This window comes from Acrocarpospora catenulata (assembly GCF_018476525.1).
GTDB classification, from domain to species: domain Bacteria; phylum Actinomycetota; class Actinomycetes; order Streptosporangiales; family Streptosporangiaceae; genus Acrocarpospora; species Acrocarpospora catenulata.
Window position 1 is genome coordinate 1 of sequence record NZ_JAHCST010000096.1, and the last position, 24,130, is coordinate 24,130.

Consider the following 24,130-nt stretch of genomic DNA (forward strand, 5'->3'; position numbering starts at 1 on the left):
GGTAGGAGGGGGCGGGTGGGCGGGAGTTCCCCGCAACCAACCTTTGGCGTGCCGGACGGCAGTCGGCCCTCCCGGCGGAGTCGGGTCCGGACCTGAAGGGGTCAAATGGGTGGGTATGTGGGAGTTCCCCGGCAACCAATCTTTGGCGTGCTGGACGGCAACTGACCCTCCCGGCGGAGCCGCATCTGACCGAAGGCCATCGAGGGCTGGGTGGGAGTCCCGCGGCAACCGAGCGTTCGCGTATCGAGGCGGTAGCCGGCCTTCCCGGCGGAGCCGCGTCCGGACCTGAAGGGTCAGAAGGGTGGGTGGGAGTTTCCCGGCAACCAACCTTTGGCGTGCCGGACGGCAGCCGGCCCTCCCGGCGGAGCCGGGAGTTCCACCGCAACCCATCGTTCGCGTATCGAGGCGGGCAACCAACCTTCTCGGTCAGTGGGGCTTGGTGGCGAGGCGGTCGAATAGGGCCAGGGCGGCCTGGCGGACGTTTTCGGGGGAGATGCCGGTGAGGGCGGTTCTGGCCTGGTCGGCGTCGCGGGTGGTGGCGCAGGTGATGGCCACCGAGGCGGCGGCGGCGTGCTCCAGGGTTCCGGCGGGTTCGCTGTCGGCGAGGGCGCGGGCGCTGTCGGCGAGTTCCAGGTTGTCGATGATCACAGCAGGCTCCTCCACGGCGACGACGGGAATGACGACTCGGAAAATGTGGGGGGCACTGACCGTATCAGGCTCGGCCTGATCGTTGGACACCCAGGTCACACCAAGTTGGTGCGGTAACCGGCCCGTGATGGAAGGGAGCGTTCCAGACGGGCGGGGACCAGCAGCCGTACGCGTACAGGGGCGGCGAAGAACAGCAGGAGCGTTCCAGGGGCGGGGATCAGAGCGTCGCGTGGGCGCGGGCGGGGGAGGCGGTGTTGTTCAACAGGAACTCCTCGATGACCAGGGTCGCGGCGCCGAGCGCGACCGCGTCAGGCCCGAGGCGTCCGAGCACGATGGAGGCAGTGGAGAAGGGCTGGGTGAGACAGTTCTCCGCCGCCGCCTTCTTGATCTTGGTGAGCAGATGCTGCCCGAGGGTGAGCCCCGCCCACCCGCCGACCACGATGCGCTCAGGATTGAACAGGTTGATCAGGTTGGCCAGACCGGCCCCCAGATACTCCACCGTCTCGTCGACCACCGGCGCCCCCGACCGCACCAGTTCGGCCAGCTGAGCCTGCTCGGAGGCCGTGTCCAGCGGCAACCCGGCCCGCTCCAGGATGGCCTCCGCCCCGATGTACGCCTCCAGGCAACCGCGCCCCCCACACCGGCAGGCCCGCCCACCCAGCGCGATCTTCGTGTGCCCCCATTCCCCGGCGCTGCTGTTGGCCCCCCGATAGGTCACCCCATCGGTGATGATCGCCGCCCCCACCCCGGACCCGATCAGCGCGATGACCGCGTTCCTGGACCCCCGCCCGGCGCCGAACCAGAGCTCGGCCTGACCCAGCGTCTTGGCCCCGTTGTCGATGTAGAGGGGAAGCGAGGTGCCCTCACGGAGCAGCGCCCCCAGCGGCACCCCGTCCCAGCCGAAGGTCTGGGCGTGAATGAGGGCGTCAGGACCGCTCTCCACGATCCCGGGCATGCCCACCCCCACGCCGAGCACCTGCTCGGGCGCGACCCCGGCGTCGGCCAGCACCGCGTCGATCCCGCTGAGGATGTTCCTGACCACCACGTCCACGTCGTGACCGTCGGGCCGGAGCGGGTACTCGGCCCGCGCCTTCTCGTTCATGTCCAGGTCGAACAGCTCCACCTGCACATGGGTCTCGCCGACGTCCACGCCGATCGCGTAGCCGTACACGGGGTTGACCCGGAGCAGCACCCGGGGGCGCCCGCCGTCGGAGTCGACCAGGCCGGCCTCCACGATGACGTCGTCGGCCAGCAGGTCGCCGGTGACGTTGCTCACCGTGGCGGCGCTCAGCCCGGTCAGCGCGGTGAGCTCGTGGCGGCTGGTCGGACCCACGAAGTAGAGCTCGCGCAGGAGCACCGCGCGGTTCCCCTTCCGGAGGTCGCGGACGGTCCTGCGCTCGGGCCTAGCCATGATCTTCCTCCCCCATGTCTTGGCCCATGTTAGGTCAGGGTCTGAAATAAGTCACACGAGGTCCCCACCCTGGATGGGGGATCTACTGGTGACTTTTTTCAAGATATATACTATGTGTTAGGGCAATCGTGAGAATCAACTGATCGACGAACGGAGTGAGCGTGACCATCGAGGTCCGCGACGGGGTCACCGTCATCGAAGGCGAGCCCGAGGCGCTCGTCACCGCCGACTATCCCTACTACCGGGACGACCCGGAGGTCTGGGCCGACCGGCTCCGCGCGATCCGCGACGAGCTGGGCATCGACTTGATCACCTGCTACCTGCCCTGGCGCCACCACCAGCCCACGCCCGACGGCCCGCCGGACTTCGCCGGGCACACCCACCCCAGCCGGGACGTGGTCGGATTTCTCGCGCTCTGCCACGAACTCGGGTTGAAGGTCATCGCCAAGCCCGGCCCCTTCATCCACGCCGAGACCAACTACGGCGGCCTGCCCGACTGGGTCTGCCCGCGTACCAACCCCGCCATCGAACCCCTGCTCGACGCCAAGGGGGAGGCCTCGGCCTGGCTGGGCGAGCCGCTGCCCGCGCCGCTCGGCGCCGCTTTCGACCCCCTGGTCACCCAATGGCTGGCCGCCACCGGCAAGGAGGTCCTGGAACCGGCCACCTGGCCGGAGGGCCCCGTCATCATGATGCAGATCGCCAACGAGGGCATCTTCACCAGCGGCGCGCTGCCCCTGTCCGCCTACGACTACAGCGCCTCCGGCCTGGCCTTCTTCCGTGACCGGCTACAGGCCTGGTACGGCACGCTCGAGGAGTACAACCGCCTGCACGGCACCGCCATCCGGGACTGGTCCGAGGCCGAGCCGCCACGCTCGTGGACCGCGCCTGCGCGTTCGGAGGAGCAGCAGGCCTACTGCGACTGGGGCCGCTTCCACGCCGAGTACCTGGCCGAGGTCTACCACCGCTGGGCCGCCGCCGTGAACTGCCGGGTCCCCGTCGTGGTCAACCTCAACCCGCCCGCCGAGCACCACCACTCCTTCGACGACTGGCTGGCCCGGGTCCGCCCCGAGCTCTGGGAGGGCATCCACTACGGCTTCACCAACTGGATGGGCGTGGTCTCCGCCAACCCCGACTCCCAGGCCAGGTACGTGACGGCCGCCAAACGCGCCCCCGGCCCCAACCTGGAGGAGAACTGGGGCTTCTCCGAGCTGTACGACCCGGCCTACGCCGACGCCACCACCAGCTTCCACCAGTCCCTGCTGGCCCTGGCCGCCGGAGGCACCGGCTTCAACGTCTACACCGGCGTGGGCACCTCCGGCTGGCTGGAGGGCCTGGACTCGGTGCACGACTCCCCGTACCCGGACTGCGCGCCCATCGGCGCGGACGGCTCGGTCACCCCGAAGGCGCACGCGGTGCGCTCGCTGGCCGACTTCTTCGCCCGGCACGGCGCCGAGTTCCTGGAGTGCGTGCCGGAGGCCGGGGAAACCTACGGCCTCTACCTCCCGTACGCCGGGATCGCCGCCTGGGCCGAGCCGGGCTCGGGGGCGCCCGAGCTGGGGCGCTCGCTGCGCGCCTTCCACGACCGCTGCCGCGCGGCCGGGCGCGACTACCGGCTGCTGGAACTGGAGAGCGCCACCGCCGTGGAGCTGGCCGCGCACCCGCGGCTGACCGTGCCTGGCGGCGCCTTCATGCACCGGCAGGTCCAGCGCCTGCTGGCCGGGCACGTCGAGGCGGGCTGCCTGGTCGAGGTGGACGGCCCGCTGCCCACCCTGGATGAGTTCCTCCGCCCCTGCCGGATCCTCGCCGAGGCCCTGGCCGGGGTGGACCGGGCCGACTTCGCCGCGCCCGCCTCCCGGGTCAAGGTGGTGGACGGCCACGCCGACGCCTACCTGCGTACGCACCCGGACCAGGACATCTCCTACCTGACCGTGCTCACCCAGAGCGACCACGAGGGCGCCGTCCTGGTCGAGCTGGACGGGCGGCCGATCGAGCTGATCACCGCTCGCGGCGGGGCGGCCGTCGTCCGCCTGGTGGCGGGGGAGCTGGACGACTTCCTGGTCAAGGGGGTCAACGGGTACCTGGACTCGGCGGTCCCCGCCGGGGTGAAGGTGGGCGGCGAGATCCTCATCGCCGACCATCCGGCCGACCTGGACCGGATCGGCGGCGAGTTCCGGGTGTTCCCCGCCGCGTGAGAACCGGGCGGCGGAGGCGTCCGCCGCCCACCCGGAAGCCACTGATTTCCCAATTGTCACAGGGGTTTTGGAAGCGGTTCACGCCACATTCTGGAATGATCGCGTCGTTACCCGTCGGACATCGAGGAATGACGGACTGATGCCACCTTTCGATCAACTCACCGCCTTCGTGTCTGCCAACCCCGTCGGCGCGGCTATCCTCGGCGTGTTCGCGCTGGTCGCGATCTTTCTAGCTCTTTTCGGGCTGCGTGCCCTCTACCGCGCGCTGTCCCGGTTCGTCCGCCAGTACGTGGCCCCCCGGCCGGCCGAGGACATCCTCACCATTGTCGCGGCCAGCATCGCCACCGGCGTCTCCGCGCAGGGCATGTGGCGCTTCTCCGGGGACGTGCTCGGGTTCGACGGGCCGCTGCGCCTGCTGCTCTTCGCGTTCATCGAGGTCGCGGTCATCACCAGCGCCGTACGGGCCCGCCGGAACATGCGGGAGAACTTCTCGGCCGGCATCGACGGCATCGCGGTCTGGGCGCTGACCGGCCTGTCCGCCGTGCTCTCCAGCATGGACGCCCGCAGCCTGCCCGAGGCGCTCTTCCGGCTGGCCGCCCCGCTGGTCGCCGCCTGGCTCTGGGAGCGCGGCATGGCCATCGAACGGCACCGCATCACCGGCCGCCCCCGCATCCACTGGCGGCTCACCCCCGAGCGCGTCATGGTCCGCCTGGGCATCGCCGAGGCCAGCGACCGCACCGCCTCCGAGGTGGACGCCCACCGCCGCCTGACCCGGGTCGCGCTGGCCGCCAAGCGGGCCCGCGCGCTGCGCGCCGCCGGCGCCTCCGACCGCCGCATGCGGGCCGCCCTCACCAAGCTGGACCGGGCCATGGACCAGGCGGTCGAGCACACCGGCCTGGCCCACGACGCCGCCCGCCAGGAGGCCCTGCTCTCCCAGATCGGCGCGCTCTACAACACCTCCGCGCTGATCGACCTGCACCCGCCGGTGCCGTGGGATCCGGAGGAGCCGGAGCCGCGCATGCTGGCCCTGACCGCCCCCGACGACGAGGACGAGCGCCGCGAGGCAGGCCCCACCGAGAACCAGGTGGTGGACACCATGCAGCGGGCGCACATGATCCGCACCGCGCGGGCCTACTGGGACGCGCAGATCGAGAACAGGTGGGTGCCGCGCGCGGCCGACATCGCCCGCGAGACCGGCATCCCGGTGGACACCGCCCGGGAGTACCGCGCGCTCTGGAAGCTGGAGGCCAACGCGCACGCGCTGATCGAGGCCGCCTACCTGGAGCACGGCATCGTGGACACCGGGGCCTTCCCGGCCATCCCGCCGTCGGACCGCATCCTGTCCGTGAACGGCTCCGCGGTGAGCTGACCCCAACTTCAAGAAGCCCCCGGCCGCTCGCCGGGGGCTTTCTCGTGTCCGGGACCGGGAGCGGCCGGTCGTACAGTCAGAGGCATGAGCAACCTTGAGCGGGCGCCGGAGGAGACGGTCTGCGGGACGGCGGAACCCGGCAGGCCGGTGGTCGAGCCGCTGGCAGGGCGGGAGGTGGTGCTGGGCGGTCCGCGCGGGATGCGGGTGACCAGGACCCTGCCCACCAAGGGCCGCCGCATGGTCGGCGCCTGGTGCTTCCTGGACGCGTACGGACCGGAGCAGGCGGTCATGCGGGTACCCCCGCACCCGCACACCGGTCTGCAGACGGTGAGCTGGCTGGTGGACGGCGAGGTGCTGCACCGGGACTCGGTGGGCAGCGAGCAGCTGATCAAACCGGGGCAGCTCAACCTGATGACGGCCGGGCGCGGCATCGCGCACTCGGAGGAGTCGGCCTTCGGGCGTATCCACGGCGCGCAGCTCTGGGTGGCGCTGCCGGGCGCGCACCGGCACGTGCCGCCGCACTTCGAGCACCATCCGGCGCTGCCGGTGCTGACCCTGGACGGCGGGGCCGAGGCCACCGTCCTCATGGGGGAGCTGGGCGGGGTGGCCTCCCCGGCCGTCACCTATTCGCCGCTGGTGGGCGCGGAGCTCACGCTGGAAGCCCCGGTGACGCTGCCGCTCACCCCGGGCTTCGAGTACGCGCTGCTCGCGCTGGACGGCGCCGCCGAGGTCGAGGGCACCTCGTTCGGCCCAGGGCCGCTGATCTACCTCGGGGCCGGGCGGCACGAGCTGACGCTGCACGCCAGGGAGTCCGCCCGGCTGCTGCTGCTCGGCGGCGTGCCGTTCGAGGAGGAGATCGTCATGTGGTGGAACTTCGTCGGCCGCTCGCACCAGGAGATCGTGGAGTTCCGCGAGAACTGGATGGCGGAGGGCCGCGGCTTCGGTCAGGTGGCGGGGTTCGACGGCCCGCCGCTGCCGGCCCCGGCGCTGCCGGGGACCACGCTCAAGCCTCGGGGCCGGGAGCGTTGACCCGGTCCCTGAGGCGGTCCCTGATCTCGTCCGGGGTGTAGGCGCGGCGCTTGCGCTCCGCCCGGGCCACCACCACTCCGGTCGCCGCCACTCCCGCGAAGGCCGCCAGGCCGAGTATCTTCCACCAGCGCATGGCCCTTAGGTTAGCGGCGTGAACGGGATCAGCCTTGACGAAGCCCTCAATCTGACCAGAACCGGTGACGTGTGGGTGTTCCGCGGGCGCTCGGTGCCCGACCGGGCCATCCAGATGACCACCAACAGCCCGGTCAACCACGTCGGCATGGCCGTGGTGATCGAGGACCTGCCGCCGCTGATGTGGCACGCCGAGCTCGGCCGCTCGCTGCCCGACGTCTGGTCCGGCACCCGGCAGCGCGGCGTGCAGCTGCACGACCTGCGGGACGCGGTGGTGGTCTGGGGCAACCGGTACGGCCAGCGCGGCTGGCTCCGGCAACTGGAGCCCCAGGTGACCCCGGAGATGGAGGACGCGGTGCTGAAGACCATCGCCCGCCTGGACGGCACCCCGTTCCCGTCCACCGCCCGGCTGGCCGGCCGCTGGCTGCGCGGGCGGCTGCCGTCCCGGCGCTCGGCGGAGGTGGCGCTGGAGAGCGCCTACTGCGCCGAGGTGGTCGCGGTCACCTACGAGGCGATGGGACTGCTCACCGACCGGCGGCGGCCCAACTGGTACGACCCGGGCCGGTTCTGGAGCGGCGACAACCTGGAACTGAACACCGGTTTCCAGCTCGGTGACGAGATAGCCGTCCACATCCCCAAGAGCTGACCGTCGGTTTTACGGTACTATGTCCCTTATGTCGGTTTTCATGGGGTAGAGGGATAGAAAACCGACAGAAGGGGGCAACGTGCGGATCATGATGCTGGTGACGATGCTCGTGCTCATCGCCGGATTCGCCTACATACTCGCTATCGATTTGCTGAGCAGTTAGGCGCTAGGATCCGCGATGGCGGGCTCCCCCGCCCAACCCCCTGAGCGGGCTCCCACGCGGCCCGCCCTCCGCGGGGGCAAAGGGGACGAATGTGCCTCGGGAGGGTGGGCTGGTCAGGCACGGACATACCTTGCGGCAGGCCGGACGGCGGGCGTGGGCCGGGTTCGGCGCGTGCTGCGAGTGGAGTCCGAATGACCGGTAAGAAGCAGCTCAAAACCCGCATCCGAGCCAGAATGGCCAAAACGGGCGAGAGCTACACCACGGCCAGGATGCACCTGGTCGGCGCGGAACCCGCCCCGGCGCATGACGGCTGGACACTGCACGGCGGCCGCCACCCCGGCAGCTCCGTGATCACCAACATCCTCCGCAACGGCGGCGTCGAGATCAGCGAACCCCTGGTGTTCCTGGCCGGGGGCGGCATCGGCGCCGGATACATCCTGTGGGAGTGGAAGCACAACGACAGCAGGTCGGTGACCCTCGGCTTCCGCAACCAGTGGCAGTACCCCCGGCAGTGGCTGGAGAAGACCCTCACCCGGCTGGCCGTGCCCTTCGACGTGCACACCACCGGCGGGGCCAGGGGCGCCGCCGAGCGGCTGACGGCCGAACTGGACGCCGGGCGGCCCTGCGTGATCCTCCCCGACCGCTACCACATCGGCTACTGGCACTTCCCGCCGCACCTGGACGGCTACGGCGGCCACCCGGTGATCGCCTACCGGCGGGACGCCACTGGGGTCTACCTCGACGACCGCAACCTCGCCCCGCTGCACGTGCTCCAGGAGCGGGTGGACGCGGCCCGGGCCAGGGTCGGCTCGTACAAGAACATGCTGCACGTGCCGCACCCGCGGCCGGTCCCGCTGGCCGAGGCGGTGCTGGCCGGGCTGCGCGACTGCGCCGCCCACCTGAGCGCCGCCTCCGACTCCTTCTCGCTGCCCGCCTGGCGCAAGTGGAGCCGCACCCTGGTCGACCCCAAGGCCGCCAAGAGCTGGCCCAAGGTCTTCCCGGACGGGCGCGGCCTGGCCGGAGCGCTCCGCTCGGTCTGGGAGGGCGTGGAGCCGGTCGGCATGGAGGGCGGCAACCTGCGCGACCTGTTCGCCGACGGCCTTGACGAGGCCGCCAAGGTGACCGGCCTGCCGCTGAGCGATCTGGCGGCGGAGTTCCGGCGCATCCACGGGCTCTGGCACGAGTTCGCCGAGGCGGCCTTGCCGGCGGCCGAGTTCGGGCGGCTGCGCGAGCTGACCGCGGAGATCAGGTCCGACCTGGTCGCCGAAGGGGCCTCCGACCCGGCGGCGGCCGAGGAGCTCTGGGCGCTGCGCGGCGCCGCCGACCAGACCGACCCGGCACGCCTCGCCGAGCTGAGCGACCTGCTGGCCGCCATCCACCAGGCCGAGACCGAGGCGATCGCCGAGCTGGGCCGCCTGACGGCCTGACCTGGGTACGGTCCGGCCATGGGTCCCGCGTGGCCGGACCGGTACGTTAAATTTGGGCTCTGACTCAGCAAATTCTCAGCCAACCGCCCTAGGGTCCCCCTCCATGAACTGGAAACAGAAGGTGAACTCCGCGCTGGAGTTCACCGGGTTCCACCTCGCCAAGAACGACGCCAGGAGCGAAGCGAAGAAGGGTCCGAGCGACGCGAAGAAGGCTCCCATGGCCGTCAAGGTCGTCGAACCGGCCGAGGTGCGACCGCCCGCCGACCCCGCCGCGGACCGGCTGCTCCGGCAGCCGATCTTCGTGATGTCGCCGGTCCGGTCCGGTTCCACCCTGCTGCGCGCCCTGCTCAACGCGCACTCCCTGCTGCACGCCCCGCACGAGCTGCACATCCGCCGCCTCCGCGTCGAGTTCGGCACCGGTCTCGCGGAACGCGCCATGGCCGCGCTCGGCCACAACCAGGCCGACCTCGAACACTTCCTCTGGGACCGGGTGCTCCACCGCGAGCTGGTCCGCAGCGGCAAGTCCCACATCGTGGACAAGACCCCCGCCAACGCCTTCGCCTGGGAGCGCATCGCCGCCTGCTGGCCGGACGCCCGCTTCCTGTTCCTGTTCCGCCACCCGGCCTCCATCGCCCGCTCCTGGCACGAGGCCGACCCCGTCAAGCGCACCCCCGAGGAGGCGGCGGCCGACGCGCTCCGCTACATGAAGGCCGTGCAGCGCGCCCGCAAGGGCCTGCCCGGCCTGACCGTGCGCTACGAGGACCTCACCGCCGACCCCGAGACCCAGCTCCGCGCCATCTGCGCGGATCTCGGCATCCCGTACGAGTCGGGCATGCTCAGGTACGGCGAGCAGAGCGTGATCACCAAGGGCCTCGGCGACTGGAAGGACAAGATCCGCTCCGGCGAGGTGCAGCCCGGCCGCGCCCTGCCCAGCCCCGAGGAGGTGCCGGAGATCCTCCGGCCGATGTGCCGGCGCTGGGGGTACCTGCCCTCGTGAGGATCCGCTACCTGCTGTTGCACGCCTACGGCATGGGCGGCACCATCCGCACCGTCGTGGCCCAGGCCAACGCGATGGCCGAACGCGGCCACGACGTCGAGCTGGTCAGCGTGGTACGGCGGCGGGACGCCGCCCAGTTCAGGATCGACCCCAGGGTCCGGCTCAGCGCGCTGGTGGACGAGCGCGACGGCCGCCAGGAGATCACCTTCGCCGACCGGGTGATGCGCCGGTTGCGCGGCAAGGCCGTGCCGTACGGGGAGTTCGCCGCCCGGTACTTCACGCCGCACGTGGAGAAGGCGGTCACCGCGTACGTCCGGGGGCTGGACGGCGGGGTGCTGGTCACCACCCGGCCCGCGCTCAACCTGATGGCCGCCAGGCACGCCCCGCGCGGCGTGGTCACCGTCGGCCAGGAGCACATGAACCTGAGCACCCACCACGAGGCGGTGCGCCGCGCCATCGCCCGCTGGTACCCCCGGCTCGCCGTGGTCGCCGTGCTCACCCGCACCGACCAGACCGACTACCGGAAACTGGCCCCCGGCGTGCGCACCGTGCACATCCCCAACGCGGTCTCCGGCGCCGGGCGGCGGCGCGCCACGCTCACCGCGCCCACCGTGATCGCGGCCGGCCGCCTGCGCACCCAGAAGGGCTTCGACCTGCTCATCCCCGCCTTCGAGCAGATCGCCCCCGACCACCCCGGCTGGCGGCTGGACATCTACGGCGAGGGCCCGAAACTCCAGGCGCTCCGCGGTTCCGTCAAACTCCGCGGCCAGGTGAAGCTGCACGGCCGCACCAGCCGCCTGGACGAGGAACTGGCCAACGCCTCGATCTTCGCCCTCAGCTCCCGGTTCGAGGGCCTGCCCATGGTCATGCTGGAGGCCATGGCGCACGGCCTGGCCGTGGCCGGGTTCGACTGCCCGACAGGACCCGGCGACGTGCTCGTGGACGGCGTGAACGGCCTGCTCGTGCCGCCCGAGGATGTGGCGGGCCTGGGCCGCGCCATCGCCCGGTTGATGGACGACCCCGGTCTGCGGCAGCGACTGGGGGAGGCGGCCCTGGAGACGGCCGCGCAGTACGCGCCCGAGGCGATCATGCCCAGGTGGGAGGAGCTCTTCACCGAACTGCTCGCGGCCCGTTAGTCCGGTCACTACCCTCATACCGGTGATCCAGGGCATCGATGTCTCGGACTGGCAGGGCGCCGTCGACTGGACCGCGCACGCCGAATCCGAGGTGGGCTTCGCCTTCGCGCGGGCGACCGAGGGCGACGGTGTGGTGGACGCGCGCTTCGCCGAGAACTGGGCCGCGATGGGCCGCAGCGGCCTGGTCCGCGGCGCCTACCACGTGGCCCGCCCGCACGGCGAGCCGCTCGCCCAGGCCCGCCACTTCCTCGACACGGTACGGCTCGCGCCCGGCGACCTGGCCGCCCTGGAGTTCAAGGACGGCGACGAGCTGCCCGCCGGCGAGGTGGCCGCCTTCGGCCGGAAGTGGTGCGCCGAGGTGACCCGCAGGTCCGGCCTGCGCCCGCTGGTCTGGACCCACCTCCACTTCGCCGCCGACGGCTACTGCGAGGGCCTGGAGGCGTACCCGCTCTGGATCACCGCGCCGGGCCGTCCGATGGGCCGGCCGGAGGTGCCCGCGCCGTGGCGGGCCTGGACCATCCACCAGTACGCCAGCAGTCCGGTCGACCTCGACGTCTTCGCCGGGTCGCTGCCGGAACTGCTCGCGCTGGGAGCGCCGGATAAGCGCGCGAAATAGGTCCTGCGCTGCCGGTAGAGTCGGCTCTTGATGTTCATTCGTTTCTCGCTTAGGAGTCACCGTGTCTGCCGCCCTTGACATCCACCTCACCCTGGCCGGAGCCGAGCGTGTGGTGCCGGCGGGCACGACGTACGGCGAGGTGCTGGAGGCGGACGGGCGAACCGTGATCGCGGCCCGGGTCTCCGGCGAGCTCAGGGACCTGGCCGCCGTCGTCTCGCCCGGTGACGAGGTCGAGCCGGTGCTCATTGAGAGCACCGACGGGCGGGCCATCCTGCGGCACTCCACCGCGCACGTGATGGCGCAGGCCGTACAGGAGATCTTCCCGGAGGCGAAGCTGGGCATCGGGCCGCCGGTCGAGAACGGGTTCTACTACGACTTCGACGTCAAGGAACCTTTCACGCCGGACGACCTCAAGCGCATCGAGAAGCGGATGCGGGAGATCGTCAAGCAGGGGCAGGCGTTCGCGCGGCGGCCGGTGTCGGACGCGCAGGCCAGGGAGGAGCTGGCGGCCGAGCCGTACAAGCTTGAGCTGATCGGGCTGAAGGGCGGGGCGTCCGCCGAGGACGGGGCCAGTGTCGAGGTGGGCGCCGGGGAGCTGACCATCTACGACAACCTCGACCCCAAGAGCGGCGACCTGTGCTGGAAGGACCTGTGCCGGGGGCCGCACCTGCCCTCCACCCGGGTGATCCCGGCCTTCAAGCTGATGCGGTCCGGGGGCGCGTACTGGCGGGGGAGTGAGAAGAACCCGCAGCTCCAGCGGATCTACGGGACCGCCTGGGAGTCGCGCGAGAAGCAGGAGGAGTACCTGCACTTCCTGGAGGAGGCCGAGAAGCGGGACCACCGCAAGCTGGGGGCCGAGCTCGACCTGTTCTCCTTCCCCGACGAGCTGGGCTCCGGGCTGCCGGTCTTCCACCCCAAGGGCGGGACCATCCGGCGGGTCATGGAGGACTACTCGCGGCGCAAGCACGAGGAGGCGGGGTACTCCTTCGTCAACACCCCGCACATCACCAAGGAACAGCTGTACAAGATCTCCGGGCACCTGGACTGGTACGCGGACGGCATGTTCCCGCCCATGGAGCTTGAGGGGGCCAAGTACTACCTCAAGCCCATGAACTGCCCGATGCACAACCTGATCTTCCGGGCCCGCGGGCGGTCCTACCGCGAACTGCCGCTGCGCACCTTCGAGTTCGGGACCGTGTACCGGTACGAGAAGTCCGGCGTGGTGCACGGGCTGACCCGGGTGCGCGGGCTCACCCAGGACGACGCGCACATCTACTGCACCCGTGACCAGATGCGCGACGAGCTCAAGTCGCTGCTGCGGTTCGTGCTCGACCTGCTCCGCGACTACGGGCTCAACGACTTCTACCTTGAGCTGTCCACCAAGGACCCGGAGAAGTTCGTCGGCACCGACGAGGACTGGGCGGAGGCCACCGAGGTTCTCCGCGAGGTCGCGGAATCCGAGAAGCTGGAACTCGTCCTCGACCCCGGCGGCGCCGCCTTCTACGGCCCCAAGATCTCCGTCCAGGCCCGTGACGCGATCGGCCGCACCTGGCAGATGTCCACCATCCAGCTGGACTTCAACCTGCCCGAGCTGTTCGACCTCGAATACTCCGCCGCCGACGGCACCCGCCAGCGCCCCGTCATGATCCACCGCGCGCTGTTCGGCTCCATCGAACGCTTCTTCGGCGTCCTCACCGAACACTACGCGGGCGCCTTCCCCGCCTGGCTGGCGCCCATCCAGGTGGTCGGCATCCCGATCGCCGACACCCACGTCCCCTACCTCCAGGACGTGGCCGCCCGCCTCCGCCGCAAGGGCATCCGCGTCGAGGTGGACGCCTCCTCCGACCGCATGCAGAAGAAGATCCGCAACGCCCAGAAGTCCAAGGTCCCCTACATGCTCCTGGCGGGCGACGAGGACATCGCCGCCGGCGCGGTCTCCTTCCGCTACCGCAACGGCGACCAGAAGAACGGCGTCCCCATCGAGGAAGCCATCGCCGAAATCCTCGACACGGTAGAACGCCGCCTCGTCTGATCCTCTCGTCCGGTACGGCTCCCGCCTCGCGAGGCGGGAGCCGTTTCCATCGGTGAGCTCAGCCGGCGGCGGGCTGCTCGTCGGGGAGGCGGACGTCGTCCACGGTGACGTTGACCTCGACGACGTCCATGCCGAGCATCTGGGACACCGTGGTGGCCACGTTCGACTGGACCTGGGCCGCGACCTCCATGACCACGTGGCCGTAGAGGATGACGATGGTGATGTCGATGGCGACCAGGCCGTCCTGGATCTCCGCCTTGACGCCCTGGTTGGCGCGCTTGTTGCCGATGCCGATGCGTTCCCTGACCGACTCGAAGGCGCGGGCGAAGTCGCCGCCGAGGTCGGCGACGCCGGGGACCTGGAGGGCGGCCAGGGCGGTGACCTTCTCGACGACCTCGTCGGCTACGGTGATCTTGCCCTTCAGTCCGGATACGGAGATCGCGTCCACATGCGCAGGGGGTTCGGGGTCTGCGGGAGCGTCGGCGGGCTCAGCGGCTTCGGGGGCTTCGGCGGCTTCAGGGGCGGTTTCCGGCTCGTCGAGGGCGGGGGCGGTGGACTCCTCGTAGGACACGACTTCGGTCATGGCGATCATCTCCTCGGGGCTCAGGGGCTTGGAATTCTGCCGGAAGATCTAGTGATTTGTCCGGCGATAGTCCTGCATCTGATGACGGGTGGGGGCATACGTGACGGAAGACCGGCCCGCAATATGCTGGCCGTCATGACAGACGACCCGGGGCAGCAGCCGGGCGCGGGTGTTCCGGACGCCTTCCAACGGCTCTGGACGCCGCACCGCATGGCGTACATCAAGGGCGAGAACAAACCCACAGGAGCCGGGGCCGAGGACGGCTGCCCGTTCTGCGAGAGCCCGAAGCTCCCCGACGCGGATGGTTTGATCATCGCGCGCGGGTCGGTGGTGTACGCGTTGCTCAACCTTTATCCGTACAACTCCGGGCATCTCATGGTCTGCCCGTACCGCCACGTGGCCGACTACACCGAGTTGGACGGCCCCGAGGTGGTCGAGCTGGCGGAGTTCACCCAGAAGGCGCTCCAGGCGCTGCGCAAGGCCAGCGGCGCCCAGGGCTTCAACGTGGGCATGAACCTCGGCCATGTGGCCGGCGCGGGCATCGCCGCCCACCTGCACCAGCACGTGGTCCCCCGCTGGGGCGGTGACACCAACTTCATGCCGGTCGTCGGCCAGACCAAGGTCCTGCCCCAGCTGCTCCGGGATACCCGCGACCTGCTAGCGGACGCTTGGCAGTGACACTGGGCCCGCCTCCGGCAGGCCGGCCCGGCCGCTCCGCAGCCGGTGTCTTCCCTCCCTCCGGTCGCTGGCGCTCCCTCCGCTCAGTCCAGACACCGGCAGCGGCCGGGCAAACCCCACATACGACTAGGGGAAGTTGGATGCCGGGGAGATGCGGTTATGTTGGGGTACTGGCCTGCCAGATTGAGGCCGGCTTGTCGGTGGCTACCGTTACGCTGCCGTCGTGCTGAACGGACAGGTGAGCCAGGGGCGGCCCGATGGGGACGGCGTGACGGAGCGGGCGGCGAGTGCCCCCGCCGAGGCGGTCGGCCGGGTGCTGGGCACGCAGTCGGCCTCCCCGCTGTCCTTCTGGATCGGGCTGGAGCCGGGCCGGGTGGTTCAGCTCGACGACGTGGTGGTCACCCGCAGGGAGGTGCCGGGCTACGGCCAGGTGCTGGTGGCCGGGATCGTCACCAAGGTGGAGGCCAGGCACGAGGGCGCCGCCTTCGACTCCGACGTGTTCCTGATCGCCGACGGCAGCCTGCCGGCCGCCGTGGTGGAGGTGGCCGAGGTCAAGGTCACCCGGATCGAGCCGGAGGTGTTCGTCCCGCCGCTGCCGGGCGCCCCCGCCTACCGGGCGGACGGCCTGGAGCGCGACCAGGCGCTCTACTTCGACGTGATGGAGCGCCGGGTGCCGATGGGCCTGGGGCGCGACGGTCTGCCCGCCTACCTCAACTTCGACTTCCTGGACGGCACCAGGGGCGCGCACGTGTCCATCTCCGGCGTCTCCGGCGTGGCCACCAAGACCTCCTTCGCCACCTTCCTGCTCTACTCGATCTTCAACTCCGGCATGCTCGGCGCCGAGGCCGCCAACACCAAGGCGCTGATCTTCTCGGTCAAGGGGGAGGACCTGCTCTTCCTCGACCACGCCAACACCCGGATGGACGAGACGGCGCGCGGGCAGTACGGGCGGCTCGGCCTGCCCGCGCAACCGTTCCGGAGCGTGCACGTGTTCGCCCCGCCCCGGCCCGGCGACCCCAACGCCGTCCCGCACGTGTCGGCCCGCACCAGCGGCGTCAGCGCCTTCTACTGGACGCTGGCCGAGTTCTGCGAGCAGGAGCTGCTCCGCTTCGTCTTCGCCGACGCCGACGACGAGCGCGCCCAGTACAGCCTGCTGGTCGGCCAGATCGCCGCGCGGCTGCGGGCCGCCGCCCAGAACGGGGGTGAGTCAGGCGCGGTCCGCTTCGACGAGGAACCGCCCATCCGCACCTACGCCGACCTGGTCGAGTTCATCGACGAGCGGCTCACCGACGAGAGCACCCGCAGCGCCTGGACCGGCGCGCCGACCCCGCTCGGCACCGTCAACGCCTTCCTGCGCCGCCTGCGCACCTCCATCCGCGCGCTCTCGCCGCTGGTCCGCGGCGACCTGCCGCCCGGCCGCCCGCACGGGATCGGCACCTCCGACGCCCAGGTCACCATCGTGGACCTGCACAACCTGCCGGAGCGCGCGCAACGTTTCGTGGTCGGCGTGGTGCTGCGCGGCGAGTTCGCCCGCAAGGAGGGCACCGGCTCGGCCCGGCCGCTGCTCTTCGTGGTGCTGGATGAGCTGAACAAGTACGCGCCGCGCGAGGGCGACTCCCCGATCAAGGAGATCCTGCTGGACGTGGCCGAGCGCGGGCGCTCGCTCGGGGTGATCCTGATCGGCGCCCAGCAGACCGCCTCCGAGGTGGAGCGGCGGATCGTGGCCAACTGCGCGGTCCGGGTGGCCGGGCGCCTGGACCCGGCCGAGGCCGCCCGCGCCGAGTACGGCTGGCTGCCGGCCACCGCTCGGGAACGCGCCACCATCGCCAAACCGGGCACCATGTTCGTGGCCCAGCCCGAGATCCCCGTGCCGCTGGCCATCTCCTTCCCGTTCCCCGCCTGGGCCACCCGCCCCGCCGAGGCCTCTCCCGGCCTGCCCGCCTCTTCTGGGACAGCCGCCGCACTGTACGGGCGATCGTCCCCGGATCCCTTCGCGGGCCTGACCAGAGATCCCCCCGAAGACGACATTCCGCCCTTCTGAGTTCGCTTCGCTTGAATCCACTTCGTTCCGCGAGGGAGTCCGATGAAGATCCTGCACACCGCCGACTGGCACGTCGGCAAGGTGCTCAAGGGCCGGTCCCGGGTGGACGAGCATCGGGCGGTCCTCCGCGAGCTGGTCGGCCTGGCCCGGAGCGAGGACGTGGACGCCGTCATCGTGGCCGGCGACGTCTTCGACACCTCCGCGCCCACCCCCGAGGCGCAGTCCCTGGTGATGCCCGCGCTGATGGCCCTGCGCGAGGACGGGCGGGACGTGGTGGTGCTGGCCGGCAACCACGACAACCCCCACCTGTTCGACGTCTACCGTCCGGTGCTGGGCGCGCTCGGCATCCACGTGGTGGGCACCTTCCGCCGCCCCGACCGGGGCGGCACGCTGGAGTTCACGGCCCGCTCCGGCGAGCCGGTCCGCCTGGCCGTGCTGCCGTTCCTCTCCCACCGTCACGTGGTCCGCGCCGCCGAGGCCCTCACCGGCACCCCCGCCGAGCACAACCGGGGTTACGCCGAGCGTTTCGCCCAGCTGTCCGCCGCCCTCACCGCCGGGTTCACCGGCGACACGGTCAACCTGGTCACCACCCACGGCACGCTCCCCGGCGGCCGGTTCGGCGGCGGGGAACGCCAGGCACAGTCGATCTTCTCGTACTACTTCGAGGCCACCGCCTTCCCGCCGACCGCCCAGTACGCGGCCCTCGGCCACCTGCACCGCCGCCAGCAGATCCCCGGCCCCTGCCCCATCTGGTACAGCGGCTCCCCGATCGCGGTGGACTTCGGTGAGGAGCGCAACACCCCTGGCGCGCTCCTGGTGACCGTCCAGCCGGGCGTCCCGGCCGTGGTCCGCGAGGCGCCCATTGCCGCCGCCCGGGCCCTGGCCACCGTGACCGGCACGCTGGAGCAGTTGGAGGCTCGGGCGGAGGAGCTGGCCGAGACCTGGCTCCGGGTGGTGGTGGCCGAGAAGCCCCGCCCGGGCCTGGCCGACATCGTCCGGGAGATCCTCCCCGGCGCCCTCCAGGTCGACCTGGACCCCCGGTTCCGCCCCACTCCGGCCCGCCACCGGGACCCCGGCACCGCCGCACGAGGCCCCCGCGACCTGTTCCGCGACTACCTCACCGCCACCGGCCGCGACGACCCCCGGGTGGCGGCCTTGTTCGACCGGCTGCACGACGAGGTGACGGGGGAGGCGACCGCCTGATGCGTCCGATCCGGCTCTACCTGGAGAACTTCGGCAGCTTCCGCAAACCGGCCGAGGTGGACTTCGCCGACGTCGACTACTTCGCCCTGGTCGGCCCCACCGGCGCGGGCAAGAGCACCGTCATCGACGCCATCTGCTTCGCCCTGTACGGCACGGTGCCGCGCTGGGGCAAGGAGAACGTGGTCGCCTACGCGCTGGCGCCCTCGGCCGCCTCCGGGCGGGTGGCCCTGGTCTTCGAGGTCTCCGGCCGCCGGTACGGGATCGTGCGCTCCCTGCTCCGCGACGCCAGGAACAGCGTGCGGACCAAGGAGGCCCGGCTGGACGAGCTCGACCCCGGGGCCCCGGCCGACTCGCCCGTCACCGACCTGCTCGCCGCCGTGCGCGCCCCCGTCGCCGAGGGGGACCAGGTCACGGCCGAGGTGCAGCGGCTCACCGGTCTGGAGTACAAGTTCTTCACCCAGTGCGTGGTGCTGCCCCAGGGCAGGTTCGCCGAGTTCCTGCACGCCCAGCCACGGGAACGGCAGGACCTGCTGGTCCAGTTGCTGGACGCCGACGTCTACGAGCGCATCCGGCAGCGGGCGGTGCGCGAGGAGGAGAGCGCCCGGCAGCGCATCGGCTTCGCCCGGGGCGAGCTGGACCGGCTGACCGGCGCCGACGAGGCCGCCGAGACGGCCGCCGCCGCCCGGGTCGAGGCGCTGGGCGCGCTGGCCGCGAGGGTGGGCGCCGACCTGGCCTCGCTCACCGGCCACGACACGACCGTGCGCGGGCTCCAGGAGGAGCGCCGGGCGGCCGCCGTCCACCTGACCACCCTGACCAGGCTCACCCTCCCGGCCGAGGTGCCCGGCCTGGCCGACGCGCTGCGCACCGCCGACGACACGGTCCGGGCCGCGGCCGAGGCCGTGGCCGCCCTGGCCGAGCGGGAACAGCGCGCCGACCAGGAGCTGGCCGACCTGGGCGACCAGGGCGTACTGCTGGAGCGCCTGTCCCTGCTGGACGGCTACCTGCGGGCCGAGGCCGACACCACGGCGGCCCGCGCCGAGGCCGGCCGGGCGGTGGCCGCCCTGCCCCCGCTGGCCGCCCGCGCCGAGCAGGCCGAACGCGCCCTGGCCGCCGCCGAACGGGAACGCGACCACCTGCGGGTGGCCCACGCGGGGGCCGAGCTCGCCCGCACGCTGACCGCCGGGGACCCCTGCCCCACCTGCCTGCGCCCGATCGCCGAACTCCCGCACCACCCCGCCCTGGCCGGTCTGGACACCGCCGAAACCGCCGTCGCCACGGCCAGGAAAACGGCCGCCACCGCCCGCTCCGCCCACGAGAAGGCCACCGCGGAAGCGTCGGTCCTCACCCGGAACGCCAACACCCTTGCCGCCCGGCTGACCACTCTGGCCGATGCGGTCACCCCGGCGAAGGCCGGCTCGGCGTCGGACGTCAGGGCTGATGCGGATGGCACGGTGCCGGACGCCAGGGCTGAGGCGGCCACCACGGCGACGAATTCCCCGACCCCCGCGGCCACGGTGGCGGCGGCCGTGCGCGCGGAGCGAGAAGCGATCGGGGGCCTGCTGGCGGCCATCGAGAAGGCGGCCGACGCGGCGGGACGGGCGCGCCGGGAGCTCCGGCAGGGCAGGAGTGCCCTGGCCGCCGCCGAAGGTGAGGTGGCCAGGCTGCGCAAGCGCGCCGAACGTTCCTGGCGGGAGCTGGAGTCCGCCAGGGACGCCGTGGCCGTCTTCCGGCCCCCGCCCATCGACCGGGAGGAACTGCACCGGGCCTGGACCGCCCTGCTCGCCTGGCGGGACCAGGCCGCCGCCGCGGAACGCGCCGCCGACGAGCAGCGGGCGGCCAGGGTGGCCGAGGCCGTCCGGGTCCGTGACGGGGAGCGGGCCGCGCTGGTGGCGCGGCTGGCCGAGCTTGGCCTGATGGTCGAGGTCACCGCCACCCCCGTGGAGATCGGGCAGGTCGTGGCCGCCGGAGCCGCCCAGGCCGAGCACCGGCTGGCGCGGGTCCGCGAGGCCCGGGCCCGGGCCAGGGAACTCGCCGAGCAGGTCGCCGGGTACGAGGAGCAGGCCAGGGTCGCGCACGAGCTCGGCCTGCTGCTCCGCGCCAACCAGTTCGAACGCTGGCTCTGCGCCGAGGCACTGGAACTGCTGGTGGCCGCCGCCTCCGATACCCTGCGCGACCTCTCCGACGGCCAGTACGAGCTGGTCCTCGGCGGCAAGGGCGAGATCGAGGTGGTCGACTACGCCGAGGCCGGGATGCGCCGCAACGCGCGCACGCTCTCCGGCGGGGAGACCTTCCAGGCCGCGCTGGCCCTCGCCCTGGCCCTGTCCGACCAGGTCGCCGGGCTGGCCGCGGCGGCCGCCCGCAGCCTGGACTCGATCTTCCTGGACGAGGGGTTCGGCACGCTCGACCCGGCCACCCTGGACACCGTCGCCTCCACCCTGGAGCGCCTGGCGGCCGGGCGGGAGCGCATGATCGGCGTGGTCACCCACGTCCCGGCACTGGCCGACCGGATCCCCGTCCGCTACGAGATCACCCGCGACCCGTCCGGATCGCACGTCCAGCGAACCACCCAATGACCACGAACCGATGAGCACCACGCGATGAGGACGACCACCTGATGAGCACGACCCTGCACCGCCCCGGGTTCGCCGTGGACCCCTGGGACCCCGGCTACGCCGCCGCCGTCGGGGCCGACGCCGTGGGCGACCTGGACGGCAGCAGCGCGGAACTCGACCTGGACGTCGAGATCCCGGCCGAGGAGTGGGCCCCGGTCGTCCCGGCCGCGACCGCCGCCCCGCCCAAGGCGCTGCTCGTCGCCGACGGGGTGCGCCGCATCGACGCCCGGGTCTGGATGGACGGCCCGCCGGGGGAGCCGCCGGTGGCCGGCATCGCCGCCTCGTACGCGGCCGGGATCGTCCGGTGTGTGCCGGGGGAGGCCCCGGCGGAGCTGGTCGCGATCGAGGTGAACCGGTCGCTGTTCAGCGCGCTCCCGCATGTTCCGGATGTGCGCACCCCGGTGGCCGTCTACGAGGCCAGGGAGGGCGGGGACGGGAGCTTCGACGGTCTGTCGCTGGCGCTTCAGGTCCGGTTGACCGAGTTGGAGGCCCGGCTGGCCGTGCGGTACCGGGCCGAGACGGGGGAGGAGGAGCTGCTGCTGGTGGACGGCCCGCTGCGTACCCGGTTGCCGAGCACGGTCGGGTTCGTGAAGACCCACCACAAGGTGTACCTGCCGGGCGCGCAGGCCGCGGTGGTGGCCGCGCTCCGGCCGGGGGAGCGTACGCCGGTGTTCCTGATGGGCACCAACTGGCGCCGCCACAGCTGGTACCTGCGCCTTCCCGTGCGGTCCCGGGCGCCGTGGGCGGGCGTGGCGCGGTGTGAGGCGGGCGCCGAGCTGGCCAGGTCCGAGGTGGTGGCCCTGGCCGACGCGATCACGCTCATGCTGCCCTCGCTGGCCGGGATCGACTACAAGGACCCCCGCGCCCCGCAGAACCTGGTCCCCATCGGCGGCCTGGAGAAGCTGCTCCGCCACCGCCTCGGCGACCCCGCCCTGCTCTACCGGGCTCTCTGCTCGGCGGCGGCCCGGTCCTGAGCCGTCTGATCCTTCGCGGTGATGACCGTCCCCTCCAGCACCGGCGCCTCGATGGTCGACAGCTGGAGGGCCCGGATGCCCGTGCTCAGCACCAGCGGAATGGCCAGTGCCAGCGCCATCGAGAGCACGGCCGCCCCCGAGTCGTTGACCAGCATGCCGACCACGCCGCTGACCAGCGCGCCGAGCAGCCCCGCCTTCAGCATGGGCGCCCGCCGGAAGGCGATCGGCAGCACTCCCGCCGTCGCCGTGTCCGGCCGGAACAGGGCGAAGATCAGGAAGGCGAAGGCCGCGATGACCACGGGCATCAGATTGGGGCTGAGCAGCGTGTGCAGCATCGCCTCCAGCTTGCGGGTGATGACCGGCAGGAAGGTGCCGTCGATCACCTGGCCGACGAACCGGCCCAGGTGGGTACGGGAGGCCGGGGGACGGCCGTAGTCGAGGTAGGCGAAGGCCATCACGATCACCCCGCCCGCCACGCAGTAGAGCGCCAGCTTGATCAGCGACACCCGCCGCCCGGCCACGATCATCGTGGCCACGGCGATGCCCGGGACGAACGCGATCACGCCGCCGAAGTCGCTGCCGATGCCCGGCCAGCCGTCCAGGACCATCGCGAACACGCCGAGCGCGGCGACCAGCGCCACGGCCAGGAGGCGATGGCGGCGCCGTACGAGGGTGTCGGCGACTGCCGTGGCGACCAGCAGCACGGCGGTGGCGAGCAGGGCGAACGGGATGTTGCCCAGGCCGTAGTAGCGGGCGCCGACCACGCCGGTGTAGCCCATCAGGCTGTTGAGCTGGAGGGACGTGCCGGTGAGCAGGTCGGCCAGGAGCACCAGGGCGGTGATGCCGGCGATCACGCCCAGGGGGATCAGGATGTTCTCCCGGCGCCCTCGGGACAGTACCCGGGGGGCCAGCAGCGCGAGCGCCGTGAGGGTGGTGGCGATGGTGGCGATGCCGGCGACCAGGACCACGGTCGGTGAGCCGGTGGCGGCCCACGGGAAGAGGTTGACCAGGTAGGTGGAGACGGGGATGGTCGCCAGCGCCACCGCCGCCACCCGTACCGTGCCGAGGGCCTTGCGCCGCCGCAGCAGCAGGAACGCGGCTACGTAGAAGGTGACCTGGAGGACGGCCAGGCAGGTGAAGAAGATTCCGCCGGAGTTCCTGATCGTCTGTCCGGCCACGTCGGCGGTGCGGAGGTGCTGTAGGGCGGCGTTCAGGGTGATCGGCGGGCCTGCCTGCCAGGTTTGGCCGATCGCGGTGTCCGGGATCTCGGCGGGGCTGCGGCCGGCGGCCGCCAGCATGGTCGTGGTCAGGTCCGGCAGGATGACCATGTCGTCGCGGTGGGTGGAGCCCGAGCCGAGCAGGCTGGTGCCTGACATGTCCGGCGTGTGCATCATCGCGACGCGGAGATGGGGCACCGCGTCGTGGTCTCCGAGGCCGGCCACCAGTACGGTGGCGTTGGCGGGCAACTGGTCCAGGAACGTGCCCACCATCTGGTCGGCGACCCGCACCGCCGCTTGCCGGGCGCCGGGGGTGCGCGGCTCGATCTCCCGGGTTAGCTTTCCGTCACTGTCCAGGTATCCCCGCACCAGCACGGCCACGTCGAGGGCTAGGACCGAGCACTGCGCCAGCCGGGTGTCCTGTTTCGGGTACGGCTGGTAGACGTCGACGTTTCCGCTCCGGTCGGCGAGCGCCAGGGCCGCCCCCGGGCCCACGGCGAACCTGCAGTCGCCGCTGTCCGGGGCCAGGCCCACGGTTCCGGCTGACGGGGCCACATTCTCCGAGGTGAGCGTGGGGAAGTCCGGCACCTGAGCCCGCTGCGCGAACGCCTGCGGCTCCGGCGGGAGGCCGCATCGCTGTCCCACCGCCGAGCGCACCCCGGCCGAGACGGTCAGCCACCCGTCGTACGGGCAGGTCACGTTTCCCACCGTACGAACCGAGAGGGAGCCGACGGCGCTGCGCCCAGCAAGCCGCCACAGGTTGGGGGTGTTCTCGAGGGTCACGTCACTCCACATCAGCCCCGGCACCCCGACCAGCGCGACCGGGCCCGGCGAGGCCGCCCGCGCCGGTACGGCCAGAACCCCGAGTGCACACAGCAGAACGCCCACCCCGAACAGGGTCCGCCTCACCGATGACCTCCCCAACGACAGCAGCAAGGGGCACCGTAGGGGGTGGCACCCTCCCTCGTCCAGGTAACCCACGAGACCCATCCACTTGATTGCCGGGTCTCCCCACCCACCCACC

The 24,130-nt window shown here is 71.9% G+C and carries 19 protein-coding genes; 14 read left to right on the forward strand and 5 right to left on the reverse strand.

Going from position 1 to position 24,130, the window contains the following annotated elements; all coding sequences use genetic code 11:
• Window positions 1-426 precede the first annotated feature (426 nt).
• The gene (locus KIP79_RS44100) at window positions 427-648 is read right to left on the reverse strand and encodes a hypothetical protein (RefSeq protein ID WP_214111040.1); all 222 of its coding nucleotides are present in this window, start codon (window positions 646-648) and stop codon (window positions 427-429) included.
• Between the two features lie 217 nt (window positions 649-865).
• Window positions 866-2,059 (reverse strand): ROK family protein, encoded by a 1,194-nt coding sequence (locus KIP79_RS44105; RefSeq protein ID WP_214111041.1) that lies wholly within the window; start codon window positions 2,057-2,059, stop codon window positions 866-868.
• A gap of 161 nt (window positions 2,060-2,220) precedes the next feature.
• Between KIP79_RS44105 and KIP79_RS44110 the strand changes: the two genes are divergently transcribed.
• The 3 genes from KIP79_RS44110 to KIP79_RS44120 all read left to right on the forward strand — a co-directional run bounded on the left by KIP79_RS44110 (window position 2,221) and on the right by KIP79_RS44120 (window position 6,649).
• Complete coding sequence (locus KIP79_RS44110; protein WP_214111042.1) at window positions 2,221-4,251, forward strand: beta-galactosidase; 2,031 nt, start codon at window positions 2,221-2,223, stop codon at window positions 4,249-4,251.
• Between the two features lie 139 nt (window positions 4,252-4,390).
• The gene (locus KIP79_RS44115) at window positions 4,391-5,620 is read left to right on the forward strand and encodes a hypothetical protein (RefSeq protein WP_214111043.1); all 1,230 of its coding nucleotides are present in this window, start codon (window positions 4,391-4,393) and stop codon (window positions 5,618-5,620) included.
• 84 nt (window positions 5,621-5,704) lie between these two features.
• A complete protein-coding gene (locus tag KIP79_RS44120) occupies window positions 5,705-6,649 on the forward strand; it encodes a pirin family protein (RefSeq protein ID WP_214111044.1) in 945 nt (314 codons plus the stop codon).
• Here the strand turns inward: KIP79_RS44120 and KIP79_RS44125 are convergent.
• On the reverse strand, window positions 6,624-6,782 hold the full coding sequence (locus tag KIP79_RS44125; protein WP_214111045.1) for a hypothetical protein: 159 nt from the start codon (window positions 6,780-6,782) through the stop codon (window positions 6,624-6,626). The genes KIP79_RS44120 and KIP79_RS44125 overlap by 26 nt on opposite strands.
• Window positions 6,783-6,809: 27 nt before the next feature.
• Here KIP79_RS44125 and KIP79_RS44130 point away from each other — a divergent pair, with 27 nt between their 5' ends.
• The 6 genes from KIP79_RS44130 to thrS all read left to right on the forward strand — a co-directional run bounded on the left by KIP79_RS44130 (window position 6,810) and on the right by thrS (window position 13,798).
• Window positions 6,810-7,427: a hypothetical protein gene (locus KIP79_RS44130; RefSeq protein ID WP_214111057.1), complete on the forward strand. Its 618-nt coding sequence runs from the start codon at window positions 6,810-6,812 to the stop codon at window positions 7,425-7,427.
• A gap of 354 nt (window positions 7,428-7,781) precedes the next feature.
• Window positions 7,782-9,017 carry a BtrH N-terminal domain-containing protein gene (locus KIP79_RS44135; RefSeq protein ID WP_214111046.1) on the forward strand — a complete coding sequence of 412 codons (1,236 nt, stop codon included), beginning with the start codon at window positions 7,782-7,784 and terminating at the stop codon, window positions 9,015-9,017.
• A 103-nt stretch (window positions 9,018-9,120) separates the two neighbouring features.
• Complete coding sequence (locus KIP79_RS44140; RefSeq protein WP_214111047.1) at window positions 9,121-10,014, forward strand: sulfotransferase family protein; 894 nt, start codon at window positions 9,121-9,123, stop codon at window positions 10,012-10,014.
• Window positions 10,011-11,150, forward strand: a complete 1,140-nt coding sequence (locus tag KIP79_RS44145; RefSeq protein WP_214111048.1) for a glycosyltransferase family 4 protein — start codon at window positions 10,011-10,013, stop codon at window positions 11,148-11,150. Before KIP79_RS44140 ends, KIP79_RS44145 begins: the two co-directional genes overlap by 4 nt.
• A gap of 22 nt (window positions 11,151-11,172) precedes the next feature.
• Window positions 11,173-11,766 (forward strand): glycoside hydrolase family 25 protein, encoded by a 594-nt coding sequence (locus tag KIP79_RS44150; RefSeq protein WP_214111049.1) that lies wholly within the window; start codon window positions 11,173-11,175, stop codon window positions 11,764-11,766.
• Between the two features lie 61 nt (window positions 11,767-11,827).
• The gene (gene thrS / locus KIP79_RS44155) at window positions 11,828-13,798 is read left to right on the forward strand and encodes a threonine--tRNA ligase (protein WP_214111050.1); all 1,971 of its coding nucleotides are present in this window, start codon (window positions 11,828-11,830) and stop codon (window positions 13,796-13,798) included.
• A gap of 58 nt (window positions 13,799-13,856) precedes the next feature.
• Here the strand turns inward: thrS and KIP79_RS44160 are convergent, their stop codons facing one another.
• Window positions 13,857-14,381: an Asp23/Gls24 family envelope stress response protein gene (locus tag KIP79_RS44160; RefSeq protein ID WP_214111051.1), complete on the reverse strand. Its 525-nt coding sequence runs from the start codon at window positions 14,379-14,381 to the stop codon at window positions 13,857-13,859.
• Between the two features lie 135 nt (window positions 14,382-14,516).
• Between KIP79_RS44160 and KIP79_RS44165 the strand changes: the two genes are divergently transcribed.
• From KIP79_RS44165 to KIP79_RS44185, 5 genes are all read left to right on the forward strand, one after another.
• The gene (locus KIP79_RS44165) at window positions 14,517-15,059 is read left to right on the forward strand and encodes an HIT family protein (RefSeq protein WP_214111052.1); all 543 of its coding nucleotides are present in this window, start codon (window positions 14,517-14,519) and stop codon (window positions 15,057-15,059) included.
• 223 nt (window positions 15,060-15,282) lie between these two features.
• Complete coding sequence (locus KIP79_RS44170) at window positions 15,283-17,100, forward strand: ATP-binding protein (protein ID WP_308170228.1); 1,818 nt, start codon at window positions 15,283-15,285, stop codon at window positions 17,098-17,100.
• A 42-nt stretch (window positions 17,101-17,142) separates the two neighbouring features.
• On the forward strand, window positions 17,143-18,303 hold the full coding sequence (locus KIP79_RS44175; protein ID WP_214111053.1) for a metallophosphoesterase family protein: 1,161 nt from the start codon (window positions 17,143-17,145) through the stop codon (window positions 18,301-18,303).
• Window positions 18,303-20,876, forward strand: a complete 2,574-nt coding sequence (locus tag KIP79_RS44180; protein ID WP_214111054.1) for an AAA family ATPase — start codon at window positions 18,303-18,305, stop codon at window positions 20,874-20,876. Before KIP79_RS44175 ends, KIP79_RS44180 begins: the two co-directional genes overlap by 1 nt.
• A 41-nt stretch (window positions 20,877-20,917) precedes the next feature.
• Window positions 20,918-21,889, forward strand: coding sequence for a hypothetical protein (locus KIP79_RS44185; RefSeq protein WP_214111055.1), 972 nt, complete (start codon window positions 20,918-20,920; stop codon window positions 21,887-21,889).
• Here KIP79_RS44185 and KIP79_RS44190 read toward each other — a convergent pair.
• Window positions 21,853-24,015, reverse strand: a complete 2,163-nt coding sequence (locus tag KIP79_RS44190; protein ID WP_214111056.1) for a hypothetical protein — start codon at window positions 24,013-24,015, stop codon at window positions 21,853-21,855. The two genes, KIP79_RS44185 and KIP79_RS44190, sit on opposite strands and share 37 nt — an antisense overlap.
• Between the last annotated feature and the right edge of the window lie 115 nt (window positions 24,016-24,130).